The organism is Geomonas anaerohicana (genome assembly GCF_016458305.1).
Classification (GTDB): Bacteria; Desulfobacterota; Desulfuromonadia; order Geobacterales; family Geobacteraceae; genus Geomonas; species Geomonas anaerohicana.
The window spans coordinates 392,961-408,137 of record NZ_JAEMHL010000002.1 but is presented as its reverse complement, the minus strand read 5'-3'; the positions used below and the strand labels follow the sequence as shown (position 1 = coordinate 408,137).

Sequence of the window (15,177 nt, the reverse complement as noted above, 5' to 3'; positions counted from 1 at the left end):
GGGAAGGGAAACCTTCCCCAATTTTTTTGTCCCGTGCCCAATCGTTTCTTCCCCTTTCCCGCTGCCGGCTCTGCCAAAAAAGTCAAGGAATCGTTCCGGTTATCAGCAAAACAGTTTTACATCGCCGTTTTTTTCTGTAGAATCAACGCCAGTCGGTTTTAATAAGAGGTGGCCGCACATGCCCCATCAGATCTACCCACCGGAGCCAGGCGACGGGGAACTCCTTGCGGAGTTGCTGGGGGAGGTGCACGCCCTGCTCCCGCTATTGGACCGCGACGAGGGGAAGAAGCTGCTGGAAGGGCTGGTGTGGCATACCTCGGAAGAGCTGGGCAAGCTGCGCCTGTACTCGGGGCGCGAAGAGGCCATCATCGAGCGGGTCGCTTCGGAGACCGACTACGCGGTGCTGTTGAAGCTCCATGAGGAGTTGAATCTGCTCGAGATGGAGCGCTTCCTCAACTTCTATTCCGTCACCGCGCTGCACGAAAACTGCACCTGGTACCGTGACGCCTTGGCCGGTCGTGCCCTGGAACTGGTGGCGGCCGAGATGCCCGCCCCACCGCCGGTCCCCTTCGCCTTGGTGAGCATGGGGAGCGACGGCCGCGAGGAGCAGACCCTCATCACCGACCAAGACTACCTGATCGTCTACAGCGACGAGGGGGGCGAAGCAGCCGACCGCTACTTCCAGGAGTACAGCCGGATCCTGGTGGAGCGGCTGGCCGAGATCGGCTTCAAGAAGTGCAGCGGCGGGATCATGCCGGTTAACGACAACTGGCGCGGGTCGCTGTCGCAGTGGCAGCGCCGGTTGCACGCCATCGTGCGCTACGAGACCGAGGACTACGGCAAGAACATGATGGACCTGATCGTCCTCTCCGACGCCCGCTTCGTCGCCGGCGATGCCGAACTGGCGGGGAAGCTGGTCTCCCTGATCCGCTCCCTGCTGCAGGACTACTTCATGGCCCTTTGGGGCATGGCCAAGGCAGCCACCGAGATGAAGCTGGCACTGGGTTTCCTGAAGCGGTTCTGGACCGAGGGGAGCGGCGAGCACAAGGGGGCCTTCAACCTGAAACTGCTGGCCTGGGCCCCGCTGGTGATGAACGTGCGCATCCTGGCCATCAACCAAGGCATCCCCGCCACCTCGACTGTGAAGAGGATCGAGCTCCTTGAAAAGGAACACAGCTTCTCCGCCAACATGGCGCGGGGGCTCGTGGCCGCCTACCGTATCCTCACCAAGCACCGTATCCTGCTCCAGATCAAGGTCATCAAGGGGATCCAGAACGACGCCTACTACCTGAACCCGTATTCGCTCCCCAGCGATGAGCGGGAACGGATGAGGCAGGCGTTACTTCTCATCGAGGACTTGCAGAAAACCATCCACACGAACTTCTCCATAGTTTAGGAGCGAGCGGTACGCGGTGCTGCAGCGTTTTCCCCTGCGCGCCGCCATGAGCGGAGGAGACATGAGCCGGCCCGATAAGCCTTCCAAGGTCAACCTGTTCCGCCCCAAGGAGGGGCACATGCGGGACGAGGTGCACATCATCCTCGCCCTCCTGTTCGGCTGGGGAGTCTGCACCTTCGGGTTCCAGTTCCTGGTCTACGCCTGCCGCGGCACCGGCGCCGGCAGCCTCCTGACCCGCCTCACCCTGTTCAACCTGCCGCTGCACTTCTGGTTCACCGGCCAGTTCCTCCCCCTGTGGTTCATCGTCCTGTGCGTCATCTTCAACATCTACGTGGACCGCATCAGCGAGTACCACAGCCGCAGGAGAGACAGAAGCTATGAATGACTCGTCCTGGTCCATCTTCGTCGTTCTGCTGGTGCTGCTTTCCTTCATCCTGGTCGGGCTCAGGCAGAAGTCGCGCGAGAGCCAGGAATACGGCTTCGGCGGGCGCTACACCGGCAGGATCGGCGGTGGCGCGGCCATCGCCAGCAACTGGATGAGCGCCGCCAGCCTCATGGGCCTGGCCGGCATCATCTACCTGCGCGGCTACCAGGGACTCGCCTACGTGATCGGCTGGACCGGCGGCTACGTGCTATTGCTGGTGCTGTTGGCCAGCCAGATCAGGCGCTTCGGCAAGTTCACCACCCCGGAGTTCGTGGGCGAGCGCTACGGCTCTCCGGCGGCACGGCTCATGGCGGCGGTGATCGCCATCGCCATCTCGGTGATCTACTGCGTAGCCCAGTTCAAGGGGATCGGGCTTATCTTCGCCTTCATGTTCGGCATCGGCTATGAGCAGGGGGTGATTTACGGGGCGCTGGCCGTGGTCTCCTATCTGGTCATCTCCGGGGCGCTCGGGGTCCCGCGCAACCAGCAGTTGCAGTACCTGGTCATCTGCGTCGCCTTCATCGTGCCGCTCATGTGGCTGGCGAGAAAGCTCGGCTATTTCTGGCTGCTGCCGCAGTTCGGCTACGGCCGGGCCCTGACCGACCTGGCCCGGGAGTTCCGCATCGACTTCACCCTCCCCTTCGCCGGGGACTCCCTCTTCGAGTGGTGTGCGCTCTGCTTCACGCTCATGGTGGGGACCGGGGGCCTGCCCCACGTGCTGTCGCGTTTCTATACCGTCCCCAACGTGCGCGACGCCCGCTGGAGCGTAGTCTGGGGGCTCTTCTTCATTGCCCTCATCTACTGGTCCGCCCCCGCCTTCGCCGTCTTCGGCAGGCTTTTGGAGGCGCGCCACGGCATCGCCTTTACCCCCGAGGCGGCCCGCGCTGCGGCCGACGTGATCGCGTTGAAGACGGCCCTCATGGCCGGGCTCCCCGGGTGGCTGGTGGGGGTGCTGGCGGCCGGGGCGCTGTCGGCCGCCTTCTTCACCGTAGCCGGTCTCCTGATGACGGGAGCCGCCTCCATCTCCCACGACCTCTACTACAGCTTCATCAACCCCAAGGCCAGCGAGACCGCGCGCATGCAGGTGGCCAAGGGGGGCACCCTGGTGCTGGCCGCACTGGTGCTCCTGGTGGCGCTCAATCCTCCGGGGCTCATCGCCGAGATCACCGCCGTCGCCTTCGCCCTGGCAGGCAACACCATCTTCCCCCTGTTTCTCCTGGGGATCTGGTGGGACCGCGCCAACCGTTACGGCGCCATCGCCGGCATGGTCACCGGCGTACTCTGTACCGTAGCCACCCCGCTCCTGGGCGGGATACTGCCGGGGGTTGCCTCCTATTTTCCGGTCACCGCCTCCGCCCTGTGCGGTGCGCCGCTGGTCATCTGCGTGATGATCGCCGTCTCCCTGGCGACCCCCGCCCCGCCCGAGGAGATGAGACGCTTCCTGGAGCAGGAGGTACACGGGCACCTCGATTAAGAGGCAAAAGACGTTCAACGTTCAAGGTTCGACGTTAAGCTCCCTGTCGAACTCCGGGCTTTTAACTGGTGCGTTTGCTGTCACAGTGCATGTGCCGAGGGCACGGACGTCTGTCGAACGTTGAACGTTGAACCTTGAACGGCTTTTCGGTCTTCCAGTTGGTGCACTTGCCGTCACAGTGCGCGTGCCGACCGGGCACACACGTTATCGAACGTTGAACGTTGAACCTTGAACGGCTCTTTAGGGGTTGCACATGCCCATGCTTTTGGGAACCAAGGGTGACGAGATCCTCAAGTGGCGCGCCAGTACGGAACTGGTGGCAAGCCTCAAGAAGCGCCTGGAGCGCAAGTGGGGCAGCAGTTCGTCCCGCGAGGCGGAGGCCTTCCTCGGCACGCTGATCGACTCGCTCAAGGATGAAATTTCCTACGAGGGGCAACTGGACCAGGAACTGGCGTCCCTGAACCAGGCCATCGCCGACGCCCCCACCCCGGTGGCACTGGTGCCGCTCCAGGCACGGTACCGTGAGCTGCTCGCCGCCCATTTCCGGCGCCGCAACTCCCCCCTGGCCCTGTGCGGCGCCTGCAATACCCTGCATGACCAGGTGCTGCTACGGGCCGCACACCTGGCCGAGGAGCGCATGCGCGACCTGGGCCAGGGGACGGCGCCGGTCTACGCCCTGCTCGTATCCGGGGACCGTGGCCGCGGCGAACAGACCCTCTACAGCCGCAACCGCTACCTGCTGCTGCACCAGCTCGATTCCCAGCGCTTCTTCCTGTTCAGCCACCAGCTCACCCAGGCGCTCCAGGAGGCGGGGCTCCTGCCCCCAGGGGAGACGCCCTGGCACGGCTCCCTCACCGAATGGCGCTCACTCTTGAAAAGCGGCAACAGCCAGGAGCATTCCCCACCGGAACTGGAGCCGATGCTCCCCTTTGCCGCGGCCCAGAAACAGGCGGCGCCCCCCCTTCCCGAATGGCGCTGGCGCCTGGAGTCGATGGCGGATCTGTGCCACGTGGCCGGCTTCGAGCCCCTGGCCGAACAGGCCCTTACCGCGGCGGCAGCAGCCCTGAGGGAGCAGCGCGGGCGCGATCCGTTTTTCCAGCTGGCACGCCGGGTCATCAGCCTCCCCCTCGCCCTCGGCCATTTCGGGCGCTGGCGCCTGGAGCGCGGCGGCGAGCACCACGGCGAGATCGACATCGAAACGCTCGGGCTCTCTCCCCTGGTGCAGTTGGTGCGCATCCTGGCGCTCCAGGCGGAGGTGCACGAGGGGGGAACGCTGGAACGGGTGCGGCAACTGCTGTACCGCGGTGCTTTGGACGTGGACCTGGCCGAGCGGCTCCTGAAGGCACTGCAGTGCCTGATGCAGTTGAAGATCGAAGGTGAGATTCGCAGCGAGGGAGCGACAGCCTTCGCCAACCCGGAAGAGTTCAGCATGGCCCTGGACGCACGGCTGCGGTCTGCGCTGGAGGCGGTGCTCAACCTGCAGAAGATCGCCTACCAGAGGCTGGTGGGACAGGTATAGGACCAGGCATGCGCATATCGATCTCCGCAGGAACGCTGTTCACCTTCCCCCTCCCCAAGGCATTCGCCATGGCGCGGGAGGCCGGCTTCGACGGCATGGAACTGGTGATAAACCAGGAGTTCCAGAAGGTGAACACGCGGCGGCTGGTGAAGGAGCTGGCCGAGATCATGCCGATCTTCTCGATCCATGCCCCGTTCCTGCAGCTGGACGGCTGGGGGAGCCCGGTCGATTCTTTGAAGCGTTGCGTGGAGATCGCCGCGGACTGCGGCATCGGGCTGGTGAACTTCCATCCCCCTTCATGGCTGGGAATGGAGTTCGCGTACTGGCGCTGGCTGTACCGGATGCAGGATTTTCAAAAGGAGATCGGGGGGGACCAGGTGGCGGTGACCCTGGAGAACATGCCCTGGACCGGCAAATACCGCATCAACGGCTACATCCTCTCGGAGACCCAGAAGCTGATCGAGTTTCTCCACGAAAGGAACCTCTACCTCACCTTCGACTGCACCCACATGGGGAGCGGGCGGGCCAACTTCATCAACGACTTCTACCTCTGCTACAACAGCGGGCGGATCAGGAACATCCACTTTTCCGACTACGGGCATGGCCGCCAGCACCTGCTGCCGGGGCACGGCATCCTGCCGCTCACCCGCTTTTTGAACCACCTGCGTAACACCGCCTACAACGACATCCTGACGCTGGAGCTTTCCCCCCATGAGTTCCCGAAGGGAGAAGGGATCATCCAGGAAAGCCTCAAGGAGATCCTCGCTTACCTGAGGCAGGAAACCGCCAAGACTACCCCCTGACCACGTAGACCGAGCACTTGGCGTCCCGCACCACCTTGTGCGACACGCTCCCCAGCAGCTTCCGCTTCAGAAACCCCTTGCCGGTGCTCCCGATTACGATCACGTCGATCTCCTCCTTCTGCGCGAAACGGATCAGTTCGTCGGCGGGATCCCCGTAGACCACTGCAGTCTCCAGCGGCACCTCCAGCTCACCGGCAAGCTTCTCAACGACGTAGAAGATGCGTTCCTTGAGCTCGGTCCACTGGTCCTGTTCGGTGATGGGTTTCGCGGGGACGAAGTCGGTGAAGGTGTTGCGTGTCGCGTTGGGGAGTACCAGCAGCCCGTAGACCTTGCTCTTGAACTGGCTCGGGATGCCCGCCGCGAAACGAACCGCCTCCTCGGCGGCCTTGTCCGAAAGCGGTGAGCCGTCGATGGCCACCAGGATCTTCTTGCGCAGGTTGAGCATCTTTCCTCCGGGGTGCGGCTGGGGGGTGAAAGGCTGCACAACTATATAACATCGCCGCGGTTTTTCCTACATCATTTTAACGGAAATCCCCCCTGTCCCCCCTTCGCAAAGGGGGGACGCGAGGGCTCGTGCAGCGCTTCATGGCAAAGGCATCGTCGTTCGCAGGATTCTCAGAAGAGCCTTTACTGTCCATTGATCTCGTTCCCAAGGTCCGCCTTGGGAACGCAAAGCCTCTCCGAAGCTCCAACTTCCCTCGGATGCAAAGCTGGAGCTTTGCGCAATATGGGGTTCCCAAGCTGGAGCTTGGGAACCAGGAAAACGTGACTACTACGCTCCCCCCTTTGCGAAGGGGGGACGGGGGGGATTTGCTTGGGACTGGGGGGACATCATGCCGCGCTGCATTTTGAGTCCAGTGCATCTTATAGCTGAGGGGCTGGGAATTGGAGCAATAAAAAAGGCGCCCGAAGGCGCCAGTTGTTGAGGTTGTTCCGCCGGTTCACAGCACCGGCTCGGCCCTTTCCGCCCGCTCCAGCAGCGTCTCTATCTCGTCGTGAATGAGGCCGTTGGTGGCCAGGATGCGGTGGTCGTCGATGCGGTGCGGCTCACCCTTGTGATTGGTCACGGTCCCGCCCGCCTCACGGACCAGCAACGCGCCGGCGGCCACGTCCCACGGCTTCAGCTTGCACTCCCAGTAGCCGTCCAGGCGCCCCGCCGCCACGTAGGCCAGATCGAGCGCCGCGGCCCCGGCCCGGCGCACCCCGCGCGCCGCGAGTTGCAGTTCAAAGAAGTTGCGGAAATTGTTCTCGTTGCCGCGCGCGGCATCGTAGGGAAACCCGGTGGCGATCAGGGACTGCCGCAAGGGCTTGCGCGACGAGACGTGGATGGGTGCGCCGTTAAGGAAGGCCCCTCCCCCGCGGATGGTGGTGAAGAGTTCGTCCATCATGCAGTGGTAGATCGCCCCCAAGGTAAGCTCGCCGTCCTGCTCCAGGGCGATGGAAACACAGAACCAGGGGAAGCCGTGGGCATAATTGGTGGTGCCGTCCAGGGGATCGATGACCCAGCGCCAGGCCGGGTCGCCGTCGGCGTAGAGGTTTTCTTCGGCAAGGAAACTGTGGCTGGGGAAGGCGCTCCGGATCCGGTTGACGATCATCTCCTCGCAGGCCCGGTCCACTTCGGTGACGATGTCGACCTCCCCCTTGAAGGAGAAAGTGAAATCGCCCCAGAGTTTCTGCTTCTGGAGCGCTCCGGCCTCGCGTGCCGCCGCCACCGCCACATCGAGCATCTGCTGCAGCCCTACATCATTGGACATCTGTATCCTCCAGCAGTTCCTGCATCTCCTCGAGCAGCGTGAAATGTATCTCGTCCTCGTCGGCCATGGTCTGGAACATGGCACGCTCCCAAGGGTGCTGCGCCTCGCGGGCCAGTTCGGAGCAGGCACGGGCGGAAAGCGCCTCGAACTGCATTGCATGCTGGTATACCCCGAGGTCGCCACGATACCGGGACAACTCCTCGGCCGAGAGCCGGCGCAGGATGCTGCGCGCCCCCTCCAGCGTCGCCGAGTGGCGCAGGTCCACCCTCCCCCCGTCCCGTAGCGCGCGCAGCGCCCCCGCGTGACGCAACTCATCCTCGCTGAACATCCTGAAGATGGTGGAGAGTCCCGCCACACCCGCCTCTGCGCTGCAGCGTTCGTAGTACCCCATGCCGTCGCCTTCCTTCCGGAGCTCCATGTCCCTGGAATTCATAATCTCCCTCCCGAGATGTCTTTTTCTGGCTGGAAAACAGTAACAGGAAATCTCTATATTTCAAAAGGGTAGGTGATATTTTCCCAAGGGGACTGGCTCCGCCAGGTGCCTGTCCCCTTAGTGCTTGTGGGAGCTGGCTGAGCTGAAAGAAGCGTTCCGCCAGAGGGCCAGGCACCTAACGGAGCCAGTCCCTTCAGCCAAAAAGAAAGGGGGACCTTGCGGTCCCCCTCTCATTGCAACCTGTGCGGGCAATCCTAGTTGTAGGCGGTCTCTGAGTGCTGGGTCTGGTCGAGGCCCATGATCTCGTCTTCCTTCTCGACGCGCAGACCGATGGTCTTGTGCAGGACGAAGGCGATTACCAGGGTCACCACCACCGCGTAGGCGGCTGCTGCGCCAACGGCGACCAGCTGGGTGACGAACTGCTTCATGTTGCCGGAGGTGAGGCCGGTGGCGCCGACGGTGGCGAAGACGCCGGTCAGGATGGCGCCGGTGGTGCCGCCTACGCCGTGCACGCCGAAGGCATCCAGGGAGTCGTCGTACTTAAGTTTCGCCTTGAGCAGCACGCCGCCGTAGCACACCAGGCCGCCGGCTACGCCCATGAGCAGGGCGGCACCCGGCTGCACGAAGCCGGCAGCGGGGGTGATGACGACCAGGCCGGCCACCACGCCGGAGCCGAAGCCCAGGGCGGAAGGCTTGCCGGCGTGGATCCACTCGGCGATCATCCAGGTCAGGCCGGCAGCGGCCGGTGCGATGGTGGTGGTCATGAAGGCGAGGCCGGCCAAGCCGCCTGCTGCGTCGGAGCAGCCGGCGCCTACGATGGCGGAACCCGCGTTGAAGCCGAACCAGCCGAACCAGAGCAGGCCGACGCCGAGCAGGGTCAGCGGCAGGCTGTGCGGAGCCATGCGCTCGTTGGGGAAGCCGTGACGCTTGCCGAGGAAGAACAGTACTACCAGTGCCGAGATACCGGAGGAGAGGTGAACGACGGTGCCGCCTGCGAAGTCAAGTGCGCCCATCTTGAAGAGCCAGCCGTCGGACATCCAGACCCAGTGTGCCAGCGGATCGTAGACCAGGGTGGTCCAGAGCAGCACGAACAGGCAGTAGGCGGAGAACTTGATCCTCTCGGCCAGTGCACCCGAGATCAGGGCCACGGTGATGATGGCGAACATGGCCTGGTACATGGCGAACACGTACTCGGGGATGGCGCCCGGCTCGGTCGGGACGTTCTGGAACAGCGCGTAGATGGCGTTGCCGTCCTTGAAGGTGATCAGCCCGTTCAGAAGAGCCTTGCTGAAGTCGCCCACGAGGCCGTGCCCCATGTCGGGGCCGAAGGCCAGGGAGTAGCCGATGATGGCCCACTGCACGCCGACGATGCCCATGGCCACCAGGGAGTGCATCATGGTGGAAAGGACGTTCTTCTGACGCACCATGCCGCCGTAGAACAGGGCCAGGCCGGGGGTCATGAAGAGGACCATGGCGGCGGAAACCAGCATCCAGGCGGTGTCGCCGGTGTTGAGGACCGGGGCCACGTTCTTGGCAGCCGGTGCTGCAGCCGGTGCAGCCGGTGCGGCGGCTGCTGGGGCGGCTGCGGCCGGAGCAGGCGCCGCTGCAGGGGCTGCGGTTGCGGTGGCGGCGGTTGCGGTGGCGGCAGCCGGTGCCGCGGCGGAATCGGCCGCCTTCTCCTCGGCGATGGCCAGGACCGGGACCAGCATCAGGCTGGCCAGGAGGGCCAGCTTCCCAAGTTTCATGGTGAGGCAGCTGGAAGCGGGCTTAGCTGCATCCTTTACCTTTCTAATGTCACGCATCATAACACTCTCCATTGATCGTATTTATGGGTTTGGATTGAGAGAACCTGAAGTCCTAGATCGCCTCGTCGCCCTTCTCGCCGGTCCTGATGCGGACCGCCTCTTCCAGCGACAGGATGAAGATCTTGCCGTCACCGATCCTGCCGGTCTTGGCGGTATCTTCGATGGTGGTCACGGCCTTTGCCGCGAGCTCGTCGGCCACCACGATTTCCAATTTCACCTTGGGTATGAAGTCCACGACGTACTCGGCGCCACGGTACAGTTCGGTGTGCCCTTTCTGGCGCCCGTACCCCTTCACCTCGCTCACGGTGATCCCCTCGATTCCGATCTCATTGAGGGCGTCCTTCACCTCGTCCAGCTTGAACGGCTTGATGATTGCTTCTATCAGCTTCATCGCTTGCCTCCTTTGTTAGTTAATGGCGGTGGATTGGTCGTTAGCACACTGCGTGCATCACAGGTCTTGCAGAACATTCAGCAGGCCGATCAGCCGGCTTGCAGACATAGCATCCATCGGTTCCAGGTTTTACCCTCTTTTCAGGCCCCTGAAGGCTTCGATGCCCTTGCCTCTTGTTCAACTTTGAATAAACAGATCTTTGCAGCCTTGAAAACAGTCCCCCTTTCCCAATAATGATGCCCCTCCACCTCGACCTGTGCACCATTGCCTAAACGGGCGGGAAAGCCTTCTGCGGCACACCATCGTGCCGTGTGACCATCCTTTAGCACAGGCTGTGCCAGCGCGTCGTTAGGCTCACAACCCATCGAAATCAGGTGATTATTTACTACATCACCGTAAACGCCGCTGCGAGGCGGTCGTTTATTGCGGCAGGCTTGATCATTTTTTAGGCAAGGAAAATGGGTGGGATGCAGGTTGGAAAGGTCAGGGCGCGGCAGGCTCGGGGACAACGTCTTCAAGGGTCGCGGGCGCGTGATCAGGAGCAGCGGCATCATTATGGGCGGGAGCAAACAGGCGCGGATAATCCTCCGGCCGCATCGGCTTGCTGAACAGGTATCCCTGGTACATGTCGCAACGATTGTTGGTGAGGAATTCCAGCTGTGCCTGGGTCTCGACCCCTTCCGCGATCACCTGCAGTTTCAGCGTGTGCGCCATCTCAATGGTGGCGAGGGTGATGGCGGCGTCGTCGGGATCGTTGGTGATGTCGTTGATGAAAGTCCGGTCGATCTTCAGCACGTCGAGCGGGAACCTTTTCAGATAGGAAAGCGAAGAGAAGCCGGTGCCGAAGTCGTCTATGGCCAGGCGCACCCCCATTCCCTTCAATGCCTGCAGGGTCTTCACGGTCCGCTCGGTGTGCGCCATCAGGACCCCTTCGGTGAGTTCCAGCTCCAGCAGGCCCGGGTCGAGGCCGCTGCGCTGCAAGACGGCGGTGACGGTGTCCAAAAGCTCGTTCTTCAGAAACTGCTGCCCGGAGATGTTGACGGCGATGGTGACCGGCGGCAGCCCCTGGTCGATCCAGAGCTTGTGCTGGCGGCAGGCCTCCTTCATCACCCATTGGTCGATCTGGATCACCAGCCCGATCTCCTCGGCCAGCGGCAGGAAGCGCCCCGGTTCGACCACCCCCAGCTCCTTGCTGTTCCAGCGCACCAGCGCCTCGATGCCCACCACTTGGCCGGTACGGCAGCTGACCTGGGGCTGGTAGTACACCTCGAATTCCTCCTCCTTGAGCGCCTTGTGCAGTTGGCTCTCCAGGATGATCCGCTCCAGCGCCTTGGCGTTCATCGACTCGTCGTAGATCTGGTAGCCGTTACGCCCCTGCTCCTTGGCCTGGTACATGGCGCCGTCCGCGTTGCGGATCAGGTCGCTGGCCGTGGTCGCGTCGAACGGATAGAGACTGATGCCGATGCTGGTCGAGACGAAGACCTCCTGCCCTTCCAGCGAGTACGGGACCGACACCGCATCCAGGATGCGCCGGGCCACCTTGGCCACGTCCTGGAAGTGCTCGATGTCCGAGAGCATGATGGTGAATTCGTCGCCCCCCAGCCGCGACACCAGGGACGGGGGACAATCGTCCTCGGCGCGCGCCAGACAGTCGCTGCGGCGCACGCAGCGCAGCAGGCGGTCGGCGACATCCTGCAGCAGCCGGTCTCCTACGCCATGCCCCAAGGTGTCGTTCACCAGCTTGAAGCGGTCCAGGTCGAGGAACAGCACCGCCAGCATGCGGTCGTTTCTGTTGGCGAACACGAGCGCCTGCTCCAGTTGCTGCTGGAAGAAACGGCGGTTAGGGAGCCCGGTCAGTGCGTCGTAGTAGGCCAGGAGACGGATCTGCTCCTCGGCACGCTTGCGCTCGGTGATGTCCTGGATGGTGCCCGTCAGGCTGACGGCTTCCCCCTCTTCATCAAGGACCGTCACCAGTTCGGCGTGCAGGGTCCTTTCGCCCCCGTCCAGGGTGATGCGGTAATCGAAGCTGAGCGGGGAGCGTTTGGCGATGGCGTCGTCGATGGAGCCCTGCACGAAGGCGCGATCCTGGTGGTGCACCGGGTCGAGTATGGGATTGCCGTCGCGCTGTACGGGATCGATGCAGCAGATGCTGTAGACCTCTTCGGAGCAGCGGATCTCGCCGCTGGTGAGGTCCCATTCCCAGGAGCCGATGTGGGCGAGGCTCTGGGCGTGGGCGAGGCCGGCGCGGCTCTCCCTGAGCTGCTCCAGCGCGCTGCTGGCCCGGAGCATGTAGCTCACCCGGTAGCCCAGGATGTGCCAGTTGATGGGCTTGGTGATGAAGTCGGTAGCACCGACCTCGTAGGCGCAATCGATGGATTCCAGGTCGTCCAGCCCCGTCATCATCAGCACCGGGGTGTCGCGCCCCCCCTCGGTGCGGCGGATGGAACTGCAGACGGAGAAGCCGTCGACGCCGGGGAGCATCACATCCAACAACACGAGGTCGGGGGCGTGCGCAATGAAATCCTCCAGCGCCTGCTCGCCGGTCTCGGCATCACGCACCGCGAAGCCGGAGCTCTCCAGTGTCTCCCGGGCCAAAAGGCGCACGGCCTGGTCGTCGTCCACCACCATGACCAGCGGGACGGCCCGTTTGGACTTCCTGGTCAACATAGCGGCCCTCCCCGCAACGCGTCGCGCACCAGGCGGTACTCCTCCTCGACCTGGTGCAGCAGCGGCAGTGCTCCTTCCGTAGAACCAGCCCGACCGAGGCTCTCCAGCTCCATACAGACGCCGGCCAGACGCAGGGCGCCCAGGTTAGCGCTGCTGGACTTGAAACTGTGGGCGGCAGCCTTGAGCTTCTCCGCATCGCCGCCGGATTCGGCCTCGCGCATGGTCTGCAACAGGGCCGGGGTACTGGCGAGATACAGGTCCACCACCTTGCGCAGGATCTCCATGCCACGGTTGCCGGGAAGGGTGCGGATCATCTCCAGCGCGCCGCTCATCTTGTCGTGGGAGATGACCTGCAGCGGCTCCTCGGGAGCTCTCTGCGCATCCCGGTTCCCCTCTGCCGCGGTCTCGGTCACTGCAGAGCCGTCGAGCTGCCGCTCCATCGCCTTGGCGATCTGCTCGCAGGTGAAAGGCTTGGAGAGATAGTCATCGGCGCCGGCTTCCAGGCAAGCCACCCGGTCACCAGGCATGGCGTAGGCGGTGAGCGCTATGATGGGGACGCGGTTGCCGCTCCCCTGCTCCCCCCCCCTGATCCGCCTGGTCGCCTCCAGCCCGTCCATGACCGGCATCTGGCAATCCATGAAGACCACGTCATAGTGGTTGCGCTGCACCTCGCTCACCGCTGCGGCGCCGTCCTCCACCACCTTGACCCGGCATCCCAGGCTCTCCAGCATCCCCTTGCCGACCTCCTGGTTCACCACGTTGTCCTCGACGAGGAGCACCTGGCGCTGGCGCGGTGCCGGTGCGCCGCAGCAACCTGCATCGAGCCTGTCCTCCTCGTCCATGCCCAGTGCCGCCATCACGGCGTGGTAGAGCCCCTCCTGCCCCAGCGGCCGCCTTGGGAATGAAGTCACCTCCAGCTCCGCCAGGCGCGGGTCGCGGCCCTGTTCCTCACGCTCGGTCAGGAGCAGGATCCGGATCGAGCGTCCGGCAGGGACCGTGCGGAAGGTGGCGGCCAGCTCGATGCTGTCGGTGCCGGCCAAACGATGGTCCACGACCGCAAGGTCGAAGGGGGCTGTCACGATGCGGCAAAAGGCGTCTGGGGCGTCGCCGACGCATTCGAGGTCGATTCCCCAGGAGGTGAGCTGTTCGCCGATCCCTTCCCGGGTCGCTTCATCGTCGGTCGCCAGGAGCACCCGTTTGTCCCGCAGTGCCGTACAGCAACGCTCCAGGCGCGGGGCCTCATCGTGCACCTCCAGCCTGGCGGTGAAGCTGAAACGGGAGCCGCGGCCCTGCTCGCTCTCCAGTTGCAGTGAGCCCCCCATCAGTTCGGTCAGCTGCCGGGCGATGGCCAGTCCCAGGCCGGTGCCGCCGTACTTGCGGGTCATGGACTCGTCTCCCTGGGTGAACTGGTTGAAGATACGCAGCTGCGCCTCGGGGGCGATGCCGATGCCGGTATCCTCGACGGTGAAAGAGACCAAGGCCGGGGTCTCGGCCACCGCCAGGGAGAGGCGCACCCACCCCTTCAGGGTGAACTTCACGGCGTTGCCCAAGAGGTTCACCACCACCTGGCGCAGCCGTCCCGGGTCCCCCACGAACATGCGCGGCAGCCCCGGTTCCAGTTCCAGGGTCAGATCGAGTCCCTTCCTGACCGCGTCTTCCGCGCAGACGGCGATCGCGTCGGAGGCCAGCTGGTGCAGGTCGAAGGGTATCTGCTCCAGTTCCATGCGCCCGGCCTCGATCTTCGAGAAGTCCAAGATGTTGTTGATGATGGAAAGGAGCGCCTCGCCGGAGCGCCGCACCGTGTCCACGTAGCGGGTCTGCTCCTTGGTCAGGTCGGTGCCCAGCAGGAGTTCGGTCATGCCGAGCACCCCGTACATCGGGGTCCTGATCTCATGGCTCATCTGCGCCAGGAAGTCGGACTTGGCGCGGTTGGCGGACTGGGCGCTCTGCATGGCGTCGCGCACGCTCTCAAGGCTTGCTTCCAACTGGTGGTTCACCTCCGACAGCTCCAGGGTCCGTTCCGCCACCTCCAGCTCCAGTTCCTCGGAGTGCAGCGCGAGGCGTTCGTCGCGGATCGAGATCTCGGCCAGCATATTGTTGAAGCAGGCATAGAGGACCGCCAGTTCGTCCTCGCCGGCGCGCTCCACCCTGACCCGATAATCCTGGCTCTTGGAGACGATTTCCATCTTCCGGCTCAGGTCACGAATCGGTTCCGAAATGATCCAGTCGATGCGCTGGGAGAGGAGCGCAGCCAGCCCCGCCGAGCAGAGCAGGGCCAGGGTCAGCTGGAAACAGGCGAAGAGAGGCAGGGTGGATTCCGAGGCTGCCGGGTATGAAGCGGGGTAGCGGTAGCAGATGAAGCTGAGGGTGAGCGAAAGGAGCAGCAGCGTGTTGCAGCCGAGGAGAAGCGTGATCAGTCTGGACTTGAGGGAAGACTTCCCCGGCCACGGCAGCTGCACGACACCTCCTTTGTCGCATTCCGGAGGGGGAATTGACCGAAAGCGCCCCCGG

12 protein-coding genes are annotated in these 15,177 nt (G+C 63.7%); 5 read left to right on the top strand and 7 right to left on the bottom strand.

Translation table 11 applies throughout. The annotated features are described in order from the left end of the window. The first annotated feature begins 178 nt into the window (after positions 1-178). The 5 genes from JFN91_RS05145 to JFN91_RS05125 all read left to right on the top strand — a co-directional run bounded on the left by JFN91_RS05145 (position 179) and on the right by JFN91_RS05125 (position 5,616). Positions 179-1,396, top strand: coding sequence for a putative nucleotidyltransferase substrate binding domain-containing protein (locus tag JFN91_RS05145; protein WP_199388120.1), 1,218 nt, complete (start codon positions 179-181; stop codon positions 1,394-1,396). A 61-nt stretch (positions 1,397-1,457) separates the two neighbouring features. Continuing rightward, a complete protein-coding gene (locus JFN91_RS05140) occupies positions 1,458-1,781 on the top strand; it encodes a DUF4212 domain-containing protein (RefSeq protein WP_199388119.1) in 324 nt (107 codons plus the stop codon). Beyond that, positions 1,774-3,294, top strand: coding sequence for a VC_2705 family sodium/solute symporter (locus tag JFN91_RS05135; protein ID WP_199388118.1), 1,521 nt, complete (start codon positions 1,774-1,776; stop codon positions 3,292-3,294). The genes JFN91_RS05140 and JFN91_RS05135 overlap by 8 nt, the downstream gene beginning before the upstream one ends. A 253-nt stretch (positions 3,295-3,547) precedes the next feature. After that, entirely contained in the window at positions 3,548-4,813 is a 1,266-nt protein-coding gene (locus JFN91_RS05130; RefSeq protein ID WP_199388117.1) for a putative nucleotidyltransferase substrate binding domain-containing protein, read from the top strand. 8 nt (positions 4,814-4,821) lie between these two features. Continuing rightward, positions 4,822-5,616, top strand: a complete 795-nt coding sequence (locus JFN91_RS05125) for a sugar phosphate isomerase/epimerase family protein (protein ID WP_199388116.1) — start codon at positions 4,822-4,824, stop codon at positions 5,614-5,616. Here JFN91_RS05125 and JFN91_RS05120 read toward each other — a convergent pair. The 7 genes from JFN91_RS05120 to JFN91_RS05090 form a co-directional block, all read right to left on the bottom strand. Next, positions 5,606-6,061 (bottom strand): universal stress protein, encoded by a 456-nt coding sequence (locus JFN91_RS05120; RefSeq protein WP_199388115.1) that lies wholly within the window; start codon positions 6,059-6,061, stop codon positions 5,606-5,608. The two genes, JFN91_RS05125 and JFN91_RS05120, sit on opposite strands and share 11 nt — an antisense overlap. A 496-nt stretch (positions 6,062-6,557) precedes the next feature. Beyond that, a complete protein-coding gene (locus JFN91_RS05115; RefSeq protein WP_199388114.1) occupies positions 6,558-7,370 on the bottom strand; it encodes an inositol monophosphatase family protein in 813 nt (270 codons plus the stop codon). Beyond that, entirely contained in the window at positions 7,360-7,803 is a 444-nt protein-coding gene (locus JFN91_RS05110) for a ferritin family protein (protein ID WP_199388113.1), read from the bottom strand. Before JFN91_RS05110 ends, JFN91_RS05115 begins: the two co-directional genes overlap by 11 nt. Before the next feature lie 254 nt (positions 7,804-8,057). Next, positions 8,058-9,608 carry an ammonium transporter gene (locus JFN91_RS05105; RefSeq protein ID WP_199388112.1) on the bottom strand — a complete coding sequence of 517 codons (1,551 nt, stop codon included), beginning with the start codon at positions 9,606-9,608 and terminating at the stop codon, positions 8,058-8,060. Between the two features lie 52 nt (positions 9,609-9,660). Then, positions 9,661-9,999 carry a P-II family nitrogen regulator gene (locus JFN91_RS05100; protein ID WP_183346759.1) on the bottom strand — a complete coding sequence of 113 codons (339 nt, stop codon included), beginning with the start codon at positions 9,997-9,999 and terminating at the stop codon, positions 9,661-9,663. 483 nt (positions 10,000-10,482) lie between these two features. Then, the gene (locus JFN91_RS05095) at positions 10,483-12,666 is read right to left on the bottom strand and encodes a putative bifunctional diguanylate cyclase/phosphodiesterase (RefSeq protein ID WP_236014966.1); all 2,184 of its coding nucleotides are present in this window, start codon (positions 12,664-12,666) and stop codon (positions 10,483-10,485) included. After that, the gene (locus JFN91_RS05090; RefSeq protein ID WP_199388111.1) at positions 12,660-15,125 is read right to left on the bottom strand and encodes a response regulator; all 2,466 of its coding nucleotides are present in this window, start codon (positions 15,123-15,125) and stop codon (positions 12,660-12,662) included. The genes JFN91_RS05095 and JFN91_RS05090 overlap by 7 nt, the downstream gene beginning before the upstream one ends. Between the last annotated feature and the right edge of the window lie 52 nt (positions 15,126-15,177).